Below are 21149 nucleotides of genomic sequence, written 5' to 3' on the forward strand. Positions count from 1 at the left end.
ATCGGATTTATTCCGGTGTGAATGTGAGCGACGTCCCAGAAGTCAGGTTGTTGATGCGGAACTGACGGTTCGTCTCCGCCCCGAACTGACATCCCGATGCGCATTCGATACCGACATCTCTGGTGAGGAACCGTCCAGTTGTGTCACCACTTGTTCCCCCACCGTGTCCGCTGTCTTGTATTCTCAGCCTCCCGTCTGACATCGTTTGGGGCGGCTGGACTGGTGTCGCAGAGGGTCTCGACACGGCCCCTGCATCTTGCATCGCCTCCGAACGACTGGGGAACGGACTATCCTCGGGGGGATTGACCTGTATGAGCTGGTCGAAGAACGTTCCGATTTCGATGGTGTAACTATCGGGCGGCGTAAGCTCCAACAGCCAATCGTAGCGCCCGGGTTCAACGTCCGAGTCGGCGAAATCAAATTCGAACACACCATCGTCTGGTCGTACATCCGGCGTGACTTCGTATTCGCCACTCGGGTACGACAGCCTGAGTGTCCGGTCCCAGTCAGCAGAAATCGACGGCTGGTGCGTAATGAATGCCGCGTCCGTCGATTGTGCAAAGACGTACTGATAGCCGTAAATGAGGAGCTTCTCGCCACTTGACTCGATGACTGACCCGTCCTCGAGAAGCTCAAACGAATACCGTGCGCAAGCTTGGCTCGACATGATGGATGTGTCTCCACGCCAGACCCCCTCTATCTCTGTTCGGTTGCCGTTCACTCTCGCGTATAGCGTCCCCGCATCCCGAAGTTCTCCATCGTCGAAGTGGTCTAAATAGAATCTCTCTATCTCGTGGGTACCGCTTGCGACTGCACTGTCGGTCCTATCTTCCTCGATAGTCCGCGGCTCTGTGTTTGGAGCGGTGCTTGGGTTCGAAGCTTCCGTTTCTTCTTCAGCACTGCCGCCCTGTAGCCGAAGACAGCCCGAGGTGTGTCCGATGCCAACGGCTCCCCCGAGTTTAAGCAAGTTACGTCGAGATAAACCTGACATATATTATATTTCAATTACTAACAGTTGTTAAGTATTGTGTTACATTATGAGAACTAAGTGTAAATAACTGTAGCATTGCTCCACGGGACTGACGTGAGGTAGTCCTTTCCAGAGGTCGGGATTCGTTTCAGACCCAGCACCGGGTCGATTAGTGAAGTCGTGAACCGACCAGCGGGTGAGTGCCCTACCCCCTATCCTAATGACGGGATTAGTCGTCAGCTAGAGAGGCCGGAGATGCACCACCACCCGGCGTTGCTGGGTCTTGCGTGAGAGTCTTGTACAGCATGATAAGCATGGAGGCGATAAGCGCGAGTCCCCAGAGGAACGCGGTCGGCATCAGAACGGTAAGCCCAGCGCCTTCACCGAGCCAGACGACCCCCGGAATCCCCCACTGTCCGGCGATGAACAGGGCTGTAACGGCGGTCCGGAGTTGGCCAGTGACTCCAATAGCGGGCACAGCAAATCCCATGACGATTGCGAGAATGGAAATCACCCCGAGGTGCGCGTGCCCGCCTATCATCCACCCGGGGACACCGGTACCGCCTGAAAGCAGGATGAACTGGTACAGTCCAACCACCATCATCGTTGCAAGTCCGAGGAAGCCGCTTGCTTTGAGCGCTTTTGTCATGTCCGACTGGAGGAATATCGGCCTACATATTAAAAGTTGGTAACTATGTGTCTGTATACAATATACAATAAGACACACATTTATATTGGATATTTGAATAAAGTTCCCCGCCGGTCTTTGTTTTCGTCCTTTGTCATCAATCACTCACGTTTGAACCCATATAGTGTATATATGTTAATAAATACGGCGAGTCCGGGTTTATATGGCGGAATGCGACTCTCAAATGCTCGTCGTTCTCTCGAAGCCCCAATCAGTCTATCAGTTCGACGTGATCGCCGCCGTGGACAGTTGTTTCTAAAAGGTTCGCCAGTTGAGCCAACTCTATCTCCCCGTATTTCGCCTCGGTATCCAGTTGTATCGGTGCAAAACAGAGCTCGGAACCGTAGAACACGCCGATGACACGCGTATGCTGTCCTAATTCGCCCAGTGAGACTCCAGACACTCTGACACCACTCTGTGAGGCTGCGTTGAGACAATCCAGTAGGAGTAATGCATCCTCTCGCTCCTCCGCAAACACGGATACTTTAGATACATCTCCGTACTCGTCACACTCCAAAATCAGCTCTTGGAGCTCCGATTTTTCCGGAGTCTGTTCGAAATCGTAGTACGCGACTATCACGTCGACTTCGTTTTCTCGTAGTTCGTCGGCAAGCCACGCTTCGGTTCTAATAGTTTCGAGATCGATTTTCACCATCGCGACTGCATCTGAACTGGCAGCAGCGAGAAGTTCTTCCAAGCGATTGGATTCCGATGCAGCACCGCCCGCCCACTCGGGCCGATTCGAAACAATCAATGGCAGTTCCCCATCGTACTCGGTTAGTTGGTCGACCGGGGCCGTAGCCCCGTCCATTCGAAATTCCACGTAGTCCGCATGCTCCCTGGCCAAGGGCTCGTCACGCAAATCGTCGGTGGTGCCGACCATATCGTACTCTATGTCGTCCATGATACAATACAACAACCGTTCCTATAAAAAAGTTCTATACTGTTGGGTTCCGGCCCTCGGAATGGCTATCTCAGCTACTGCGGAGAGACTTGCTCGGCATACGTCTCTGCGAGTCATCCCCGACTACGAGTCACTTGCACTGGGTGGCGACCGGAGAAACCTGCGTATTAAGAAAGCCCGATGATGTGCGGCAGAGATGGCTATAGGTGCGCGTACAGATTTTCTAGCATGACCACCAGCGATGTCTGGCATATCTGGGATAATTCCGAATGTGAGGGGACGCAAGACTGTCCGCCCAGGTGCCCGAGGTTCTTCGATAAACGGGGAGAACCGATGCTGGTCCGTGAATTTCGCTCCGGTGACTACGACCCGCTTCTGGAAATGTACACCAGTCTCGAGGCTGCTGACCAGACGATGGGGGTGCCGCCACAAAAGACGGCCGCGTTGAGACAGTGGTTGAACCACATTTTAACCGACGGCTGGAATCTAATCGCGGCGCATTCTGACCGAATCGTCGGGCACGCGGCCGTTACCCCGAAATCAGAAGACGAACCGGAGTTCGTCATTTTCGTCCATCGCGACTACCGGGACAGGGGCATCGGGACTGAACTAGTCAAACAGGTACTCGCATACGCCGAAACGATGGAGCACCGGAACATCGTGTTGGACGTCGCCAGAACAAACGAGCGGGCAATAAACGTGTACGAGAGTCTCGGATTCGACATCGTGAGCGAGACTAAAATGCATGCACAGATGCGGATGCCGCTTCGAAAACCGGACGTCCGGGCTTTCCAGCGTCCGCCGGCAAATCGCAGAGACGCACAATCTCAGCTGTGTGACGACAATTAATCCTTGGTGGCCTATCCAGACGAATTCAGCGTGACAAATCAACACCCGACGAACGGACGGCCCGCAGTGAGTTCAATAATATTAAAACTCTTTATCTACCGCCCTACTCCTTATATGTGCGCTCCCGGCCGTCAGAATAACAGATGTACACACATTACTGTAATGGTTCTAAATGAACCATTGGCTTCGATAATATTGAAACACTTTGCCGCGATGTCGCTCAGTCTCGCGCCGCATGACTTGCTCAGCCGCACCCAAAAATTCGGTAATAAAAACAATTGGGAAGGATTTTTATACGGTGCTATAGTAGAAATCGTCACTGATGACCAAGCAAAGCGTCCTCGTTACGGGTCCGTTCGGCGAAGCCGGGGAAGCGATACTGAACCACCTTGCCGAGAAGGACGACTACGAGTTCACGTATCTCAACCGGACCGACCACCCCGAGTACGAGACACACGTAGCGGACGTTGCTGATTACGATGCGATTCGACCGGCGTTCGACGGGCAGGACGCTGTCATCCACCTCGCCGCACAGTCCGACGCGGGCGCGGACTTCGAGGAGATAATCGAGCCCAACATCGTCGGCACGTACAACGTCCTCAAAGCGATGGCCGACGCCGGTGTTGAGAAGCTCATCTACGCGTCCTCACAGCGCGTGATGGGGCTGTACGAGGAGGACCACGCGCCGGAACTGTACGAGGAGGACTATCCCAGCGAGTTCGACCCCTTCCGGCTCACTCACGAGACTTTGCCGAAGCCAGACGGGTACTACGGGGCCTCGAAGATGTTCGGAGAACACATGTGTCGGGCACACGCCCGGCGCGACGGTGCTCCGGAACAGGTGTACTCGCTCCGCATCTCCAGCGTTCGCACCGCGGAGTACGACCACCCGTACGGCGACGCCGAACGCGGTGTCGACCGGGGTGAAGAGCACGAGGTCGACGAGGACGAGGTCTGGGACCAGTCACAGACCGGTTCCTGGGAACGCGGCAGCGAGGAGTACGAGAAGATGGTAAAGCGGCTGAAAGCCTCCTGGACCTCGCAGCGGGACTTCGCGCACCTCCTCGAATGCTGTCTCGAAGACGACAGCGTCACCTACGATGCGTTCTACGCGGTCAGCGGGAACGCTGCACGGTGGTTCGACATCGAGCACGCACAGGCTGTCCTGGGCTACGAACCGAAAGACGACGCTTCACGATGGGACGGCCCGCCCAGTGACGCGACGGAGTGACCTCGGACAGCGGCGTGATATCGGCGGCGGCTGCTCGCTCCGACACTGACCGACTGCGCGGTCACTCGTACTGATGTATTTTCAACTCGATGATGTTCTTCTTGTTCATCAGCTTCGGCACGAGTTCGTCTTCTATCCGTTCGTTGTCCAACCGACTGCGTGGGCCGCTTATGCTGATGCCGCCGATAGCGTCGTCCGGCTCTGAAACGATGACCGTGGCAATCGCACAGACCCCGGGGAAGTGTTCGCCGCGATTTATCGAGTACCCACGCTCCCGAATCGTGTCGAGTTCCTCGTACAACGCCCCCTCGTCAGTTATCGTATCGTCAGTCTGCGGTGGGAGTCCGCGCTGCTCTATGATTTGATTCACCCGCTCTTCGGGTAGCTCCGCGAGTATGGCCTTCCCCGTCGCCGTCGAATGCAGGAACAAGTGTTCGCCGAGCGGTGCCTCGTCGTCTATCGACTCGGGGCTCTCAGATTTGTAGAGCTGCACAGCGTACCCGTTCTGCTCGACAGTCACGTTCGTGTGCTCGCCAGTCATCTCGCGCAGTTCGTCCAGTTCGGGCCTGGCCGCCTGATAGAGTGCCATCCCGTCCTGCATCTCTCCCCCTATCCGAAGGAACTGAAAACTGGTTTTGTAGATATCGCCCTCCCGGACGACGTAGCTCGATTCCACGAGCGTGCTGAGGTGGATGTGTGCGGTACTGGCCGGGAGGTCGAGCGCTTCGGCTACTTCCGAGAGTGTCGCGCCCCCGTTGTTGTGGAGGTAGCCGATAATCTGAAACGCCCGATTGACGCTCTTCAGCTGGCGTGTGTCGGAATCTTCGGTGTCTGTCATAGTAGAATATTGCCGCGGACTCGGTTAAGTACTGTGAAATTTTTCAATTATGTTGGAACGAGTGCCCCTGGTGACTCGTGGAGCCGCTCTCCGACACAACACAAACAGCGAGTCACAGTGTTCAATCGGCACGAGGGCCCGTCACAGCGCTCTGCGTACTCTCTGGATTGGTCTGTGTGCTAGAATCTGTAGCGATGGCCACGACCGGCCAGCCGACTCGACGGAGTTATCGAGACACTGTCGCCGACTCGGCTACTGAATGGAGTCTTCGGGACCGACGACGTTCAGGTTCTCGAACAGTTCGTCGTAGCCGTTGAGTTCGAAGAGGTAGTCCCCGTCCAGCACTTCTTCGCGGACGGAATCTTCGGCCGAGAGTTTCTGTCGGGACCGCTCCAGTACCTCCGCTGCCCCTTCGCTAGGGATGACGGCCAGGCCGTCGTCGTCGCCGATGACGATGTCCCCGGGGTCGACGCTGACGCCGCCACACGAGACCGTGACGTTGACCGACCCGGGGTCCTGCTTGAGAGGGCCCTGTGGATTCGTCCCGCGCCCGTACACCGGAAACTCCATCTCGGCGATTTCACGGCTGTCCCGGTACCCGCCGTCGATGATGAGGCCCGCGAGGTCGTTCGCCTGGCAGGAGGTACACATCAGCTCGCCGATGTGACCCGTCTCGGTGTAGCCGTTGGCGTCGATTACGAGCACGTCTCCGGGCTCGGCCATCGTTATCGCCTTGTGGATTATCAGATTGTCACCGGGGGACGCGTTCACGGTTATCGCGGTCCCCGCGAGTTCAATCCCGTCGTACGCGGCCTCGATGCCGGAGTCCATGGTCAGTCCGACGTTCCCCGTCACGTCAGAGACGATGGTACTCGGTATCCCTTCGAACGCCTCGACGACCTCGCGGTCCGGTCGCTCTACCTCGTGCTCTATCGTGTGCATATCTCAGCCGAAGGTGACATTGTATTTCAAACTACCGATGTCCCGACCGGAGAGCCCTGACCGCTCCGGAACTGCTTGCGCCTCCTCTCGAACCTGGCTGTGATGTCCACTGGTGGCGGTCGGGACTGGTCGGGAACGTGTGGTGTGATGACTTGCGAAATTCCGTAACATTATAATCGTTGTACCGTGATATCGTTCGTATGCGTGGATTGGCTAAAACCAGCCGTGAGTACGGTCAAATGGAACTAGTGGACATCGAGACCCCAGAACCGTCGCCCACCGAGGTGTTAATCGAGATAAGCTACGCCGGACTGTGTGGCAGTGATGCGGGCATTTACGCGTTCAAATCAGCGTTCGAACGGATGGAACTGCCGACGGTAATCGGCCACGAGTACACCGGTGAAGTGGTCGAAACCGGTGCCGACGTGACAAAGTTCGAGGTCGGGGACCAGGTCGTCGAGCGACCTATCCGTGGCTGTGGTGACTGTTATCAGTGTGAAATCGGAAACGAGAACATCTGCCAGAACGCCGAACTCACGGGGATTGACCACCACGGGGCGTACGCGGGGTACATCGCCGTCCCCGTGAGCGCCCTGCAGAAAGTTCCGGAGGGGGTCGAGCCGAGACACGCCGCGCTGGTCGAACCGACGGCTATCTGTACTCGCGCCGTCATCGAGAACTCGCGGGTCAGCCCCGGCGACACCGTTCTGGTCGCTGGACCCGGACCGATGGGGCTCCTCTCCGCACAGGTCGCGGAAGCACAGGGCGGTGACGTCGTCGTCGCCGGCGTCGAACAGGACACGACGTATCGGCTTCCGCTTGCGGAGAAACTGGGGTACCCGACCATCAACATCGAGGACGACGACGTGTCGGCGTATCGTACCGAATTCACGGACGGAATCGGCTACGACGTCGTGTTCGACACGACGGGTCACCCGTCGGGGCTGACGATGGCCGCCGAGCAGGCTCGAAAGGGCGGACAGGTCGTCCTCGTCGGGCAGACCGGGGAAGCCACGATGGATTACACCCCAATTGTCCGGGCCGAAATCGACCTGCAGACTTCGTACGGCGCGATGTATCGGGACTTCGACCGTGCGCTCAGACTGATTCGCTCGGGCGACGTCGACCACGAGACGTTCTCGGACGGCCGGTTCAGTCTGCTCGACGCCGACGAGGCGTTCGAGGCGTTTCTGGCCGGTGAAACGTGCAAGCCGGTTTTCGACGTCTCCGTACTCCGCGACTAGCTGTTTTTCACCGAAACGAATGGTTCGGGATTCGAAACACTGGACTCAGAAGCGTCGGCGACGCGGAACCGTTGTCAGACTGTCCGGTCGGCTACTCGGCACGCGGGTCCCATTCGTTCCACTCGCGCTCGACGAGGAAGTCGTCGAGTTTCCCCTTCGGGTCCTCGAAGACGTGCGAGCCGTGGAACACGAGCAGGGTGTCGAAGTCGTATTCGAGCAGCGAATAGAGGTTGAGCTCGGCGGCTCTGTGGTCGTCGTTGAACAGCGCCGGCGGGGGGAGCAGATACCCGGCCGGGAGTCCACCCCGGTCGGAGCCGTCGAGCGTGTCTCCGGAAATCAGGATGCCACGGTCTTCGAGCAACAGCGCGGACGTCGCTTCCGTGTGGCCCGGCACCTGAATCACGCGGATGTTCCCGTCGAGCACGTCGCCGTCCTCGTATCTCACGTCGGGTTCGAACTCCAGCCCCTCCTCTTCGAGATGGGTGTACAGTTTCGTCTCGTCCGCCGGCATCGCAAGCTCGGGCGAGAAGGCCTCCATGACGTGGCTCAACCCACCGTGGTGGCCGTGGTCGCCGTGCGTGATGATTACGCGGTCGACCGACCCGTACTCTGATTTGAGTGTCTCGACGAGTTCCTCGCCGTTCTCGTCGAACGCAGTGTCGACGAGGGTCGTCTTCCCGCTGGGCACGTCTTTCAGTACTAGCACGCGCACGTGGTCGAACTGGATTTGGTCGATACCGTCGACTACGTTACTTACGCTCATTTCAGGCGTACGTTCTCGAATTATCTAATTAAACTTGTCGGTGTACCCACTCCACGGGACGTATCGTGACGACACGGGCCACGCTGAAGGTCGGCCCTGCAGTCCCACCCAGTGGGCGACCACCACCCGGTTTCGACAGCCCTATCTCGTGTCCCGTAGAACGCCGACCCGGGCTTTCGAACCGCCGTTCGTACTTCCGCTCAGGCCGTTCCGTCCGACGCAACCATCACAATCTTTATTATACGTTAGGATGTTCAATCGGGTATGGCGCGTGACAAGCGGCCAGTATCACGAAGAACCGTCCTAAAATCAAGTGGCGCACTCCTGACAATCGGTGCTGCCGGGTTGGCCGGTTGTTCCGGCAACGGTGACGGGGGCAGCGACGGAGGGAGCAGCGACGGCGGCAGCGGTGGCGACGGTGGCAGCAGCGGCGACGGCGGTTCCACGACGTCCGACTCCGGCGGGGAGGAACTGGAGATTACGTTCGCTACGACACAGCCACCCGAGAACATCTCGGTCCAGACCGCACAGGAGTACTTCGCCGACGTGCTGGAAGAGGAGTCGGATGGTCGCATCACAGTCAATCTCGAAGCCTCGACACTGGGCGGCACAGAGGACAACCTCGCCGCGCTCGAATCGGGGACTGTCGACGTTCTGCACGAGAGCCCGACGGCGCTCTCACAGCGGTTCGCCTCCGAGTACTCCTTCGCCGGCGACCCGTTCGTCATCGAGGACATGGAACACTATCGGGCGGTCAACGAGGAGTTCCTGAAACCCGACGACGGGCTGAACGGCATCCTGAAGGAAAACGGCATCAGGCTCGGCGACGCGTTCTACGTCGGCAACCGGTGTTTCACCAGTAACTCCCCGGTTACGTCCCCCGAAGACGTCCAGGGCCTCAAACTCCGTCTCCCACAGTACGAGACGTGGACCGCCGTCTGGAACGAAATCGGCGCGGACGTCACGCCTGTCGCCTACGACGAACTGTATTCGGCACTCCAGACCGGCGTCGTCGACGCCTCCGAGGGGCCGATTTCCCAGTTCCTGTCCGTGAGCCTCAACGAGGTCCAGTCGCATTTCAGCGTCACGAACCACCTCCTCGACACGAAGCACTTCCTCTACAACGAGGAGTTCATGCAGGGCCTGAGCGACGAGGACCGCGAACTCATCACGTCGACGGCGAGCGACGCCGTCGAGTCGATGACGAGCGACATCAAAGCACAGGAAGAGGAACTTTACCAGGAAGCCCAGGACAGGGGCACTACCGTCGTGCCCGCGGAAGACGTCGACCGAAGCGCCTTCGTCGAGGCCGGGCAGCCGGCACTCGAAGAGCTGTCCGAGAGCAACTGGGCCGTCAACATCAACGACGTCCAGGACCTCGCCTAAACCGTACCGACCCGTCTGCCGTTCTTTTTTGACGCGGTGTCCTCGTCCACTCAGCGGGCGGCCACCGCAGCGAGAGCGCCTGCCTTCGACCGAAATCTCTTCACAATAACTCACAAGGTTTTTTAATTGACGCAGAGAATATCTACTATGACCGGAGGATGGTTTGACAGAATTACCGTCGCAATTGGGGTACTCATGTTAAACGTCATGTTAGTCGTCGGACTGCTCCAGGTTCTCAGTCGCTACTTTTCGTTTCCGGTACCACTGTATTGGACGTACGAGATAGCCAGAACGTTTCTCGCGTTGATGACCATCATCGCCTTACCCTACATGTTCAAGAACGAATCGGACATCTCGTTTCTGCCGGTACTGAAACGTATCACCGAACGAACCGACGAGCTACTGCTCCTCCGTAACGTCTTCGTGGCGGTCCTGGCCGCCGTTCTCGTCGTCTCGGCGTACCTCGCGGCAGTGCTCGAAGGCGACGTCAGCCTGCCGATGATCGGGTGGTTCAAAATCGGATGGGGGTACACGCTCCTGGGTGTGAGTGCCGCGTTCCTCCTTGGCGTCATCATTCTGGATACGAAAGACCGGCTCAGCACCCTTCGGGGTGATGCCGATGTCTGAGCTCCTCCTCGCTACCTTCATCGGGCTCCTGATGCTGCTGTACGGCATCGGCATCCCGGCCGCGTATTCGCTTGGCCTGACCGTCCTCATCATCATGTTCCTCCCAATCGGGCCTCCGCTGAACCTCATCGTCATCACACAGCGGTTCTGGGCCGGGATGAACTCGTGGGTCCTGCTGGCGGTCCCGTTCTTCCTCATGGCGGGCCGAATCATGAACATCACCGGGATAACCGACGACATGTTCAACTTCGCCACGGAGCTGGTCGGGCCGATACAGGGCGGCCTGGCCCAGGTAAACGTCGTCGTGAGCCTGATATTCTCGGGGATGAGCGGCTCCGCAGTCGCGGACGCGGCCGGAATCGGAAGCGTGGAATACGAGGCGATGACGTCCAACGGCTACGACGGCGAATCGGCAGTCGGTATCACCGGTGCCTCGGCGATTATCGGCCCGATTATCCCGCCCAGCATCCCCATCGTCATCTACGCGGTGTTGGCACAGGAGTCGATAGGGACGCTGTTCATCGCCGGCATCGGTCCCGGCCTCCTCCTCGCCGCGGCGATGGCGGGCACAGCGTTCTATCTCGGGAAGAAACGGAACTGGCCGGACGAGGGGACGTACGATTTCTCCCGGCTGTTCGAGACCTTCGTCAAAGCTATCCCCGGATTGATTACGCCGGCGATTATCATCGGCGGCATTCTCGGCGGCGTCTTTACCGCGACGGAGGCCGCGCTGGTCGCGGTCGTGTACGCGTTACTGCTCGGCTTCTTCTACTACCGGTCCATCGGCCTGGACGACCTGTACGAGGTCAGCAAGGAGACGTTCGAGGACACCGTGAGCATCGTCGTCATATTCGGGTTCGCGAACCTCTATGCGTACTGGCTGACGCTCTCCGGCATTCCGGACCTAATCGGCGAAATCGTCGTCGGGCTCTCGCTGACGCCCGTGATGACGATGCTACTGCTGGCCGTGGTGTTGCTGGTCCTCGGGACTTTCATGGAGGGAATCGCGGTCCTCCTCATCATGGTTCCGATGCTCGTGCCGCTCTACCCGGAACTCGGCATCGACCCGATTCACTTCGGCATCGTGATGGTCGTGACGCTGATGTACGGACTCATCACCCCGCCGTTCGGGCTGATACTCTTCGTCCTCGAACGCGTGACAGAAGAATCGCTCGACAAGGTGATGAAGTCGATGGTCCCGTACTACCTCCCACTGGCACTGGCCCTCTTGCTGATAATCCTCGTGCCCGAGTTGTCCCTGGCGATTCCGAGAGCGTTCGGACTCCTCTGAATCGACTGGCCAGCGCCGGTCCATCGCCGGCTCACCCCAACCGGGCGAAACACTCGCCCTCTCCGAACCCCTTTCGATCTAGATTACCGTCCCCGATTGCAGCAACGTAACGACGATAGTCAACACCGGAATCGAGACCAGCGTCGAGACGAACACGGTCGCGGAGACGTACTCCGGGATAGTCACACCACCCACGCTCGTGTCGCTTGCGAACTCCACGGAGAAGATGACGGGGGCCACCGCGACCGGCATCGCCGTCAAGAGCACGAACACCTGTGCGACGGTCGCGTTCTGGAAGCCCAGCCCCAGCGCTATGACGAGGCCAAGACACGGTGACAGCAGAAACCGGAAGAGCGTCGGTGTGACCGTCATCGAGAGCGCGCTGCGATACTCCGTCTCGGAGAGTTGAATCCCGAGAATGACCAGCATGACCGGGATGGCCGAATCACCGACGAGTCCGAGCGTCTCCATTGCCGCCGAGTCCGCCTGTGGCACGACGTCTGCTGTTCTGGCAGCGATGGCGAGCAGGACCGCATAGACCAGCGGATAGCGGAACACTCGCTTGAGACTCCCGAGACGGGAGTGCGCCCCTGAGTTCGACGCGATTGCGAGACCGACGGTGAACACGAGCACGCCGTGGACGGCCGCGAACAGCACAGCGGTCTGCCGTCCGAGGTCCCCGAACGCGAAGTCGGCCAACGGGATGCCGAGCGCCCCCGTGTTTCCGAACGTGGCGATGAGCAGGAACGAGTACAGCAGCGAATCCTGCTTCCCGAGGGCTTTGCCCAGAGCCCAGCTCGCTGCGAGGACGGCCGTCACGAACAGACAGACGCCCAGAGAAACCCTGAACAGGGCGTCCGTTCCCAACTCGGTGAGCGTGATGCTGTGGACGATGAGCCCCGGGTTCAAGACGAAGAGAGTCAACGTGTTCAACGGCCCCGAGTCGATTTCCTGCCAGTGACTGAGCAGGAATCCGCTGCTGATTATCAGGAATATCGGGAGGATAGAGGTAGCGATGACACTCGTTACGGACTCCATTTGGTGGGACCACGAACAGGGCGGATAAAAGGTCTTCCACCGCCGAAACGCCAGCGGGCGCGACTGGTAGAACCCGGATATTGACAAAGTATAATACGGACGCGTTTGAAACGGACAGTATGGTCATCGTGGCAGCCGTCGACGACTCGGATAGAGCGGCCAGTATTCTCAGGGAAGCCGATACGCTGGCCGAGCGGTTCGACGAGACGATTCACGTGCTTCACGTCATGAAGCGGTCCGAGGCTATCCAGGTCGAGGAGGACAGCGCCAATCCCGACGAAGTCGTGTCGATAGGGGAGCTTCGGGACCGGGCATCGAGGACCGCTGCAGACGCAATCGAATCACACCCGACGAACGCCCCGACTGAGGCGATTGGACGAATCGGCGACCCGGCAGCGGAGGTCGTCGACTATGCGCAGGCCAACGACACGCGGTACATCGTCGTCAGTCCGCAGAAACAGTCCGCCACGGGCAAGATGCTCTTCGGGAGTGTCGCACAGTCCATCCTTCTGAACGCAGATTGTCCAGTGGTCTCACTGGTCGCACAGGACGACGCATAGCCGGTCGACTGGGTCCCATCGGCGCTACCGTTCGTTGTGAGCGGAACCTCACCGCTCGTGACTCCAGCGTTCCCCGGAGACCGCTTTCCATTCTGTGACCCGAGTACGTCTCGCTCTGTGTTTCAAAACTATTGAAGCGTCTGGGGCGGCCAGTATCGGGCGTTTCAAGACGGAATAACTAGTGTACGCCCGTTATGATACTGGGTTGTGTCCCGCCGAGCGACTTCGATATTGTTGAACTCTTGGCGGAACGGTACCGGCGGATAACGGGCCCACGGACCGGGTACCGGGACGGCCGACCTTCTGACTTGCCGGGTCACTGGAGAGACGACGGGGGTCCCGGGCCCCGAACTCCGGTTACGTCTCCGGGTGTGTTCTAAGATTCTGAGAACCGGTGTCGATAACTAAGTGTTCTCTCCCCGCGCTTTCGAACGCGATGTCAGTTACAGAGCTAGCAAGCGACGTGTACGCCATCCAGTTCGAGCACGTTCGTGTGTTCGTGCTCCAGGACCGGCCCGAGGGCACGACCACGCTCGTGGACGCGGGGTTCCCCAGTGACGGTCCCGAACTAGTCGAAACGCTGCGAGAGGAATTCGGCGGGATTGACCAGCTGATACTCACTCATGGTGACGAGGGCCACTTCGGCGGGACTCCGGAAGTCGTCGACGCGTTCGACCCCGAACTCGTCGTCCCCGGCGGAGCCAGAGGCTTCCACGACGCGTTCGACATCCCCGTCGACAAGCACGTCAGCCACGGCGACCGGCTCGAAGGGGGGATCGAGGTCGTCCGAGTGCCCGGTCACACCGTTTCCAACAGCGGCCTCTACCTCGTCGATGACAACGTCTTCATCGCCGGGGACGTCCTCGAGGGGTCCGACAGAAGGGGACTGCCGGCGGGCTATCTCGTGCCACCAGCGGAACAGTTCAACGACCTCTCACACGCGCAGGCCGAGCGGAACCTGGTGACGCTCTTCGATTACGACATCGAAACGATACTGGTCAGTCACGGGTCCCACGTCTACGAGCAACCGCTTGAGAAACTGAACGACTGGCTCTTGGACCGCGAGTGGGACCTCGAATACTGAGCACCGTCAGACGCCGGACGCTCGACCGTACAAACGCTGTCAGATGTGAGCAGCACTGACTCGCCGGCGTTCCGGTTCCGATATTCGGCCGCGCTTTCGACGTCCCTCGCAAATATAATCGAAACGGAGACTTTCGGGACAGCAACGGTCTCGAATTAGAACACCCTCCGCCTCGGTGGCTTCTAACGGGACGTTCTAGCAGTACATTTCTGCTTACTGTGCGTATATCTCGCCGGATATAGCTATATTCTCCAGCTACCTACTCACATCTTTTCCGTCTCTCTGATGCAACCGGTTTTGTACACGTATCCGAACATTCACATTCAAATCAGCGGGAAAGCGCAGTCGGGTCTCTGAAAGCAGTGATAGACGGCCGACGGAATGTGAACAATCATGTGGGATTGAGAACCAAATTTTATATGCTATGGAGTGATAAGGAATACCATGAAAATAGACGGGTTCGCTCTTGCGGCTACAACAAACGACTTGACACGGGAGCCCGACGCCCGGGGAGTGGCAGACCTCATCGAATTTCGGATGGACAAAGCCGAAAACCCTGTCGAGCAACTTTCTGCGTACGACGGCGAACTCCCGATTATCGCAACAAACCGGACCCGATGGTTCGGTGGCAAGGCAAACGACTCCGGCCGTCTGGACGACCTGTTCGCTGCGTCACGTTTTGATGCGGTCAAATTCGTCGATATCGAACTCGAAACGGCACGTGCGAAGGAGTGGATACTGACCGAATTCCGGGAAAACGACGTACAGCTCATCATCTCACACCACGACTTCGAATCCACTCCCGACAAAGAGATTCTCGATGCGATTATCAAGCAGTGCGCGGAGTACGGCGACATCGCGAAAGTAGCGACGTACCCACAGACCAACACGGACGCACTCACCCTGCTGGAGGCAATCACTACCGCGAACCAGCAGGGTATCGACGTTGCCGGCATCTCGATGGGCGAAATCGGGAGCCACACCCGTGCCGTCGCCCATCTGTACGGGTCGAAGCTCGGATACGCTCCGCTGGCGGCGGACACCAACGACTACGCACCGGGACAGATTCCGCTCGAAAAGCTCCGGTCGCTCATCGAGACGACGAAGGAAGCCAGCGGCGAAGAGCACGTCATCGATACGCTCGAAGAGGAGGAAGTCCGAGTCCCCAAGGAACTCACTCTGTCGGACTGACGTCGATAGGCGTACAGAACTGCGGGGCTATCTACTGGGAGACGTGACAACTACTCCGGGAGTCGCTCGATATCCGACAGCACCGCGCTCGCCGTCTCTACTCCCCCTGCACCTCGGCCAGAGAGATTGAGTTGCCCGGCCGACTCCGTTTCGATTCCGACCGCGTTGCGCGTCCCGACGGGCGCGAGGTCGGCGCTCTCGTGGAGGAGACGGGGCCCGACCCTTACCGTTCCGTCCGCAACTTCGACGATAAGCCGGATAGTGCGGCCGTCTTCTTGCGCCAGGTCCAGCATGCTGCCCGGGAGGTCCGCTATGCCCTCGACTTCTGCATCCTCCAGCGAGACGGCCTCCCCTTGCTGGAGGACGTTCGCAACGATTACCCCCTTGAGTGCGGCGTCGGTGCCGTTGACGTCGAAACTGGGGTCTGCCTCCGCGACCCCGAGGTCCTGTGTTTCCGCGAGGACGTGTTCGTAGTCCAGCCCTTCCGTGGCCATCCGCGAGAGGATGAAGTTCGCGGTTCCGTTCAACACGCCGCGCAACGAGAGGACCCGGTCCGGTCCGAAGTCCTCTATCGTGCTGATGACCGGAATCGCGCCGCCGACGGTCGCTCCGAACCGAACGGTCCCATCGCTTTCCGCTTCGAGTTCTTTGAGCTCCCGGTAGCGTTCAGCCACCGGACCTTTGTTCGCGAGCACGACGTGTCGGTCCCGCTGGAGGGCGATGCCGGCGTGAGAGAACCCGGGCTCGGCGTCGTCGAGCGTCGTCGGTGTACACTCGACGAGCACGTCGTACGGCCCCTCCAGCGCCGCTTCGGGGTCGGCACGTCCAACGACGCCGTCCGACCGTTTCGTCGACAGGACCGCCGACACGTCGACCCCGTCCGGTTCGACAGTCGCGCTCTCCGAGTCGGCGACCGCCGTGACCGTGTGTCCGTACTCGGCCGAGAGTTCGAGGACGGCAGAGCCGACGTCACCGACGCCGACCACACCGACTCTCATACGTCGCCCCCGGTAATCAGTGGCTCGACCAGCCGCAGGTCCTTCTCGTCCGCTATCTCGCGGATCGATTCCAGCACTTCCGCCGTCGAGCCCGACTCGGTGGCCAACTTCAGTCGAGCGCTGGAGATGTCTGTCGCGCCCTGTGGGGCCGTGAGCGAGATGTCAGTGACCGTCGCGTACTTGGTTTCCTGAATCTGCGACAGCGTATCCGAAAGGTCAGTGTCGATGAGATGGCCGGACAGTATTATCGTGAGCCCCTCGCTGTACCGCTCGGTACCCGCCTGAATGACGTTTATCCCTGCGTCGCGGAGCCCCTCGACAATCGTCTCGAAGCGGTCCGGCGTTGCTTCGATGTCCACCTCGACGGGGATGTGCCCTCTCGGCGTCACGTTTCCCCGCTCGTGGAAAATAGAGAGGAGATTGCCGCCGTTCTCGGCGATTGGTTTCAGGGACCGAAGCAGTTCCCCCGGCTCGTCCACCAGTTCCAGCCGAAGAGTGTACGCACGGATGTCCGTTTGTGAATCATTCATCGGAGCGCCACCAGCGAGTTTCGCTAATCATTGCCGGGAATCACAGTCCAGGCGTATTATGGGCTTTCATTTGTGGTTCGCCGACGAGCGCGGGCGGCGCTGTGCTGTCGGTCCCGCTGTCGCTGGCCGGTCGTCGCGGCATCGTGACCCAGTGCCCAGCCTCGAACTCGCCGGCGGACCGATAGACAACCCCGGGGGACCATCCTCGGCGAACGCGATGGCGACGCTCTCATCGGAACACCTCCCGAGGGCCGACAACGGCTGTGGAGGTGTCGTAGAATCGACAGACGGCGAGTAGACACCGCAACTATTTTTGCTGCCAACTACGTACCGTTCAGTTAGGTTCTGTCCCTCGCTCCATGTTCCCCTGATAGCCAGTTGTCCTATCGAATGTGTTGGGTGCAGGACCTGTCGCCGGTGACGGCGACTTTGGGTGGTGCGTGGCATGCCGATTTCCCCCGGCTGCCCACCATTCTGTGGTCGCTCGGAACACAGCAGTTCGCCCAATAGATATCTCACCAGACAGGTCTGGACTCTCGCGGAATTCTACCCATCACTCTCTGCATTACGACGGGGCTGGGCCTGTGATTGATAGACGCGTAGCCGAGGGTGAGCACCACACTCACCGGAGGAACCAGACGACAGGCCGCCAGCCGAAGCCCCCCATCCCGTCGCCCATGCCATTGGAGTGACTACCGCCGTGCTGTGCGATGGGAAGCACGGTAACTCCGGTCAACGGGTCGGTCGCAAACGTGGCTGTCAGGGCGTCTATTCCGGTTTGGCTGTCGCTGTAGCGACCGATTCGCCAGTGGCCTGGCGCGTCTCGAGGAACGCCTCGGCGTCGAGGGCGGCCATACTTCCGGTGCCAGCGGACGTGATTGCCTGCCGGTAGCGGGGATCGGCGACGTCGCCGGCCGCGAACACCCCATCGACAGTCGTCTGCGCTGTGGGCCGACCGGCGTCGTCGGTCCGCGTGAAGAGGTACCCACTTTCATCCCGTTGGACGCCGGTACCGTCGAGGAACTGCGTGTTCGGCGTGTGACCGACGGCGTAGAACACGCCGCCGACCTCGACGGTGTCCCGTTCGACGTCGATTCCGGACTCGGCCTTCTCTCCGGGATAGCCCTCCGGATGTGAGACGAGCGTGGCACCGGTGACACCCTCTTTTTGAGAGCCGTGAATGGACTCGAGCTCCGTGTTCCAGCGGAACTGGATGCCGTCGTGTTCGCGGACGCGGTCGGCCATAATCTCCGATGCTCGCAGCGCTTCGCGTCGGTGGACGACCGTCACGGAGTCGGCGAACTTCGCGAGGAACAGCGCTTCCTCCATCGCGCTGTCGCCGCCACCGACGACGAGCACGTCGTCGCCGCGGTGGAACGCGCCGTCACAGGTCGCACACGTCGACAGCCCGTGCCCCATCAGTTCGGCCTCGTTCTCGGCACCGACCCAGCGGGCGCTCGCGCCGGTCGCGACGACCAGCGACCGCGTGTGCAGCGTTTCCCCGGTCGACAGCGACAGCTCGAGGGGTTGGCCGTCCACAGCCGCGTCCTCGATGCGTCCGTATCGGAACTCCGCACCGAACTGCTCGGCCTGTTCCTTCCCGCGTTGGATCAGTTCCATGCCGCCGACGCCGTCGGGGAACCCGAGGTAATTCTCGACAGCCGTCGTCAGCGTAAGCTGCCCGCCCGGTTGGTCACCCTCGAGAACGAGGGGGTCGAGATCGGCCCGGGAAGCGTACACGGCCGCCGAGAGCCCGGCGACGCCGGACCCGGCGATGACGAGACTCCGTACGTCAGCCGTCATCTACTCGGTGTACCTCCCGAGCAGTGAGCGCAGTTGCTCTTCGCCCTGCATCCCGACGACCTCTTCGACCTGCTCGCCGTCGGCGAACAGAATCAGGGTCGGAACGCCCCGAACGCCGTACGCGGCGGCGAGTTGCTGGTTCGCGTCGACGTCCACCTTGGCGACGGTTGCATCAGTCTCAGCGGCCAGACGCTCGACGACGGGTTCGAGCATCTGGCAGGGACCACACCAGTCGGCGTAGAAGTCCACCAGTACGACGTCGTGCTCGGCGACGACCTCATCGAATTGGGACCGCCCGTCGATGTGGAGCGGCTCGCTCGTGGTAGCGGTGCCAGCGTCGGATGCGGTATCGGTTGCCATCACGAGTATATACGCACCGGCGGTAATTAAGAGTTTTGGGTAGTGGACACAATACTTCACAATACAATACTCGAACGTCTCGGCAACTGCCTCTATACGAGAGGAAACCCCAGTTCACCGTCGAAACGAGGGAGAGCTGAGACAGAACGACGAGAAGAGTTAGCTTTCGGCAGCGGGAGCGGAGGTGTCGGACTGCTCGTACTTGTTCTCGAACTCCTGAATGAGCTGGCCCATCTTCGCGTACCAATCGTTGAGCATCCGCTGCATGTCGTCGGCGATTTGCGACGGGTCGGTTGGCGAGTAGACGTGGTAGTAGCCGCCCTGCTCGTAGTTGACCTGGTCTTTCTCGATGAAGCCCGTCTGGAGAAGCCGCTGGACGGCGCGGTACGCAGTCGACCGCTCACGGTCGACAGAGTCGGCGATTTCGTCGACGGTCAACGGTTCCTCGGCGTCGACGAGCGCCCGGAAGCACTCCTTGTCGAGCTCCTTGAGGCCGTGGAAGCACTCGAGTAGTCCCTCGCACTCCATATCCCGACGGAGTTGTTCAGACATCGAATCTGGCATTGTTATCGCGTATTCGTACGTAGTGGGCTGTTAAAAGACTTGTGTATGGAATACACAAGTCTGTGCGAACCCGTGGTCAACCCTGACGGCAAGGAGCGCCTCGACCGGACAGGACCGCTGTGCTACAACGGCCACAGCAGGTGTGCCCGCCACTCGGCGGGACTCGTCTCAGTGCCGGCACCGAACTCTCGGAGAGCGCTGCTGGCGACCGCACCGCTAGTTAGGAGCGTTGCACCGGCAGAGAACGATAGGTGCGCGGTCCACAGAACTGTGTCAGTCTGCGCCCGCCGGGACCGTGTCACGTGTCCCGCTCCGGCTTCGCCAGTAGCCCTGGAGGTACGCGCCGAGGAACATCCCACCGAGCGCCCAGAGGATGGTGACGTTCCCGACGCCGAGGCTCGCGTAGGCCGCGCCCGGGCAGATGCCGGAGATTCCCCAGCCGACGCCGAAGACGGCACCGCCGACCAGGACGTTCCGGTCGAACGGCTTCAGGCGCCGCTCGTAGGGATCGCCCGTCAGGGGCGCGGCGTCCCGAATCCGCGGCAGCAGGGCGAACGCGATGCCGGAGACGATGGCGGCGCCGAACATCACGAACGGGAGGCCGAGGTCCTCGAACTGGAGGAAGTTCAACACGACCTCCGGTCGCGCCATGTGGCTGAACCCGAGTCCGAACCCGAAGACGATGCCGCCGACGAAGACCAGCGGCTTGAACAGCGGGTGCCGGTCGCTCACGGGCTCACCCCCAACGCGGCCACGATCTGGGCCGTCCCGATGGCTACGGTCAGGAACGTCAGCACGCCGACCAGCGACGTCTTCGACGCCGAACCGACGCCACAGACGCCGTGGCCCGACGTACAGCCTTTGCCTATCCGAGTACCGATGCCGACCAGGACACCGCCGACGAACAGTCGCCACGGCTGGACGTCGGTCAGCCAGAACGTCACACCGGCGACCTCGTACAGCCGGCCGGTCGTGCCGGGTTCGTACAGCGAACTCGTGACCAGCCCGGACTGGAACGTCGCCGCGAACGCCAGGCCGCCCAGGACGATACCGGCCGTGAACACGAGCCGCCAGTCGCGAGACCCGACGTACCGCTGGAACCGCGACTGGTCCGAGACGTACGACAGCGTCGACTCCAGGAACGTGCTCGCGCCGGCGGGAATCCCCGTCCCGATGTATATCAGGACCGTCCCGAGGCCGACGAGCAGTCCGCCGACGGCGTAGCGGCTGATCCCGTTCGGGAACAGGTCGGCGGCCACCTGAAGCAGTACAGGGTCAGTGACCATCG

Annotated in this window: 23 protein-coding genes; 9 read left to right on the forward strand and 14 right to left on the reverse strand. The window is 60.1% G+C overall.

Annotation, left to right across the window (positions count from 1 at the left end):
• Window positions 1-7: 7 nt before the first annotated feature.
• From VI123_RS13770 to VI123_RS13780, 3 genes are all read right to left on the reverse strand, one after another.
• The gene (locus VI123_RS13770; protein ID WP_336338636.1) at window positions 8-967 is read right to left on the reverse strand and encodes a hypothetical protein; all 960 of its coding nucleotides are present in this window, start codon (window positions 965-967) and stop codon (window positions 8-10) included.
• Window positions 968-1199: 232 nt separating this feature from the next.
• A complete protein-coding gene (locus VI123_RS13775) occupies window positions 1200-1619 on the reverse strand; it encodes a hypothetical protein (protein WP_336338637.1) in 420 nt (139 codons plus the stop codon).
• Between the two features lie 250 nt (window positions 1620-1869).
• Window positions 1870-2562: a type I 3-dehydroquinate dehydratase gene (locus VI123_RS13780; protein WP_336338638.1), complete on the reverse strand. Its 693-nt coding sequence runs from the start codon at window positions 2560-2562 to the stop codon at window positions 1870-1872.
• A gap of 228 nt (window positions 2563-2790) precedes the next feature.
• Between VI123_RS13780 and VI123_RS13785 the strand changes: the two genes are divergently transcribed.
• Together VI123_RS13785 and VI123_RS13790 are read left to right on the forward strand one after the other, a co-directional pair.
• Complete coding sequence (locus tag VI123_RS13785) at window positions 2791-3411, forward strand: GNAT family N-acetyltransferase (RefSeq protein ID WP_336338639.1); 621 nt, start codon at window positions 2791-2793, stop codon at window positions 3409-3411.
• Window positions 3412-3733: 322 nt separating this feature from the next.
• Entirely contained in the window at window positions 3734-4642 is a 909-nt protein-coding gene (locus tag VI123_RS13790; RefSeq protein WP_336338640.1) for an NAD-dependent epimerase/dehydratase family protein, read from the forward strand.
• 61 nt (window positions 4643-4703) lie between these two features.
• Here VI123_RS13790 and VI123_RS13795 read toward each other — a convergent pair whose 3' ends face one another.
• Together VI123_RS13795 and VI123_RS13800 are read right to left on the reverse strand one after the other, a co-directional pair.
• Window positions 4704-5480 carry an IclR family transcriptional regulator gene (locus tag VI123_RS13795; protein ID WP_336338641.1) on the reverse strand — a complete coding sequence of 259 codons (777 nt, stop codon included), beginning with the start codon at window positions 5478-5480 and terminating at the stop codon, window positions 4704-4706.
• A 252-nt stretch (window positions 5481-5732) separates the two neighbouring features.
• Window positions 5733-6422: a 4-carboxy-4-hydroxy-2-oxoadipate aldolase/oxaloacetate decarboxylase gene (locus tag VI123_RS13800; RefSeq protein ID WP_336338642.1), complete on the reverse strand. Its 690-nt coding sequence runs from the start codon at window positions 6420-6422 to the stop codon at window positions 5733-5735.
• Between the two features lie 200 nt (window positions 6423-6622).
• Here VI123_RS13800 and VI123_RS13805 point away from each other — a divergent pair, with 200 nt between their 5' ends.
• Entirely contained in the window at window positions 6623-7666 is a 1044-nt protein-coding gene (locus VI123_RS13805; protein WP_407067000.1) for a zinc-dependent alcohol dehydrogenase, read from the forward strand.
• A 91-nt stretch (window positions 7667-7757) separates the two neighbouring features.
• On the opposite strand, the gene VI123_RS13810 is transcribed toward VI123_RS13805, so the two are convergent.
• A complete protein-coding gene (locus tag VI123_RS13810) occupies window positions 7758-8429 on the reverse strand; it encodes an MBL fold metallo-hydrolase (RefSeq protein WP_336338644.1) in 672 nt (223 codons plus the stop codon).
• A gap of 264 nt (window positions 8430-8693) precedes the next feature.
• On the opposite strand from VI123_RS13810, the gene VI123_RS13815 reads away from it, so the two are divergent.
• From VI123_RS13815 to VI123_RS13825, 3 genes are all read left to right on the forward strand, one after another.
• Entirely contained in the window at window positions 8694-9815 is a 1122-nt protein-coding gene (locus VI123_RS13815) for a TRAP transporter substrate-binding protein (protein ID WP_336338645.1), read from the forward strand.
• Window positions 9816-9962: 147 nt separating this feature from the next.
• The gene (locus tag VI123_RS13820) at window positions 9963-10442 is read left to right on the forward strand and encodes a TRAP transporter small permease subunit (RefSeq protein ID WP_336338646.1); all 480 of its coding nucleotides are present in this window, start codon (window positions 9963-9965) and stop codon (window positions 10440-10442) included.
• Complete coding sequence (locus VI123_RS13825) at window positions 10435-11733, forward strand: TRAP transporter large permease (RefSeq protein WP_336338647.1); 1299 nt, start codon at window positions 10435-10437, stop codon at window positions 11731-11733. The genes VI123_RS13820 and VI123_RS13825 overlap by 8 nt, the downstream gene beginning before the upstream one ends.
• Before the next feature lie 78 nt (window positions 11734-11811).
• Here VI123_RS13825 and VI123_RS13830 read toward each other — a convergent pair whose 3' ends face one another.
• Window positions 11812-12771 carry an AEC family transporter gene (locus VI123_RS13830; RefSeq protein WP_336338648.1) on the reverse strand — a complete coding sequence of 320 codons (960 nt, stop codon included), beginning with the start codon at window positions 12769-12771 and terminating at the stop codon, window positions 11812-11814.
• A 119-nt stretch (window positions 12772-12890) separates the two neighbouring features.
• Between VI123_RS13830 and VI123_RS13835 the strand changes: the two genes are divergently transcribed.
• The 3 genes from VI123_RS13835 (at window position 12891) to VI123_RS13845 (ending at window position 15606) form a co-directional block, all read left to right on the forward strand.
• Complete coding sequence (locus tag VI123_RS13835) at window positions 12891-13331, forward strand: universal stress protein (RefSeq protein ID WP_336338649.1); 441 nt, start codon at window positions 12891-12893, stop codon at window positions 13329-13331.
• A 436-nt stretch (window positions 13332-13767) separates the two neighbouring features.
• On the forward strand, window positions 13768-14415 hold the full coding sequence (locus VI123_RS13840; protein ID WP_336338650.1) for an MBL fold metallo-hydrolase: 648 nt from the start codon (window positions 13768-13770) through the stop codon (window positions 14413-14415).
• 513 nt (window positions 14416-14928) lie between these two features.
• Window positions 14929-15606, forward strand: a complete 678-nt coding sequence (locus VI123_RS13845) for a type I 3-dehydroquinate dehydratase (protein WP_407067001.1) — start codon at window positions 14929-14931, stop codon at window positions 15604-15606.
• Between the two features lie 50 nt (window positions 15607-15656).
• Here the strand turns inward: VI123_RS13845 and VI123_RS13850 are convergent, their stop codons facing one another.
• From VI123_RS13850 to VI123_RS13880, 7 genes are all read right to left on the reverse strand, one after another.
• Complete coding sequence (locus VI123_RS13850; protein ID WP_336338652.1) at window positions 15657-16604, reverse strand: homoserine dehydrogenase; 948 nt, start codon at window positions 16602-16604, stop codon at window positions 15657-15659.
• Window positions 16601-17134: an amino acid-binding protein gene (locus VI123_RS13855; RefSeq protein WP_336338653.1), complete on the reverse strand. Its 534-nt coding sequence runs from the start codon at window positions 17132-17134 to the stop codon at window positions 16601-16603. The genes VI123_RS13850 and VI123_RS13855 overlap by 4 nt, the downstream gene beginning before the upstream one ends.
• 768 nt (window positions 17135-17902) lie before the next feature.
• Complete coding sequence (locus VI123_RS13860; protein WP_336338654.1) at window positions 17903-18937, reverse strand: NAD(P)/FAD-dependent oxidoreductase; 1035 nt, start codon at window positions 18935-18937, stop codon at window positions 17903-17905.
• Window positions 18938-19297 carry a thioredoxin gene (trxA, locus tag VI123_RS13865; protein ID WP_336338655.1) on the reverse strand — a complete coding sequence of 120 codons (360 nt, stop codon included), beginning with the start codon at window positions 19295-19297 and terminating at the stop codon, window positions 18938-18940.
• A 159-nt stretch (window positions 19298-19456) separates the two neighbouring features.
• Window positions 19457-19861 carry a helix-turn-helix domain-containing protein gene (locus VI123_RS13870; RefSeq protein ID WP_336338656.1) on the reverse strand — a complete coding sequence of 135 codons (405 nt, stop codon included), beginning with the start codon at window positions 19859-19861 and terminating at the stop codon, window positions 19457-19459.
• A gap of 273 nt (window positions 19862-20134) precedes the next feature.
• Window positions 20135-20593 (reverse strand): YeeE/YedE family protein, encoded by a 459-nt coding sequence (locus VI123_RS13875; protein WP_336338657.1) that lies wholly within the window; start codon window positions 20591-20593, stop codon window positions 20135-20137.
• Entirely contained in the window at window positions 20590-21147 is a 558-nt protein-coding gene (locus tag VI123_RS13880; protein ID WP_336338658.1) for a YeeE/YedE family protein, read from the reverse strand. The genes VI123_RS13875 and VI123_RS13880 overlap by 4 nt, the downstream gene beginning before the upstream one ends.
• Window positions 21148-21149: the final 2 nt, after the last annotated feature.

It is taken from the genome of Haloarcula sp. DT43, assembly GCF_037078405.1.
GTDB classification, from domain to species: domain Archaea; phylum Halobacteriota; class Halobacteria; order Halobacteriales; family Haloarculaceae; genus Haloarcula; species Haloarcula brevis.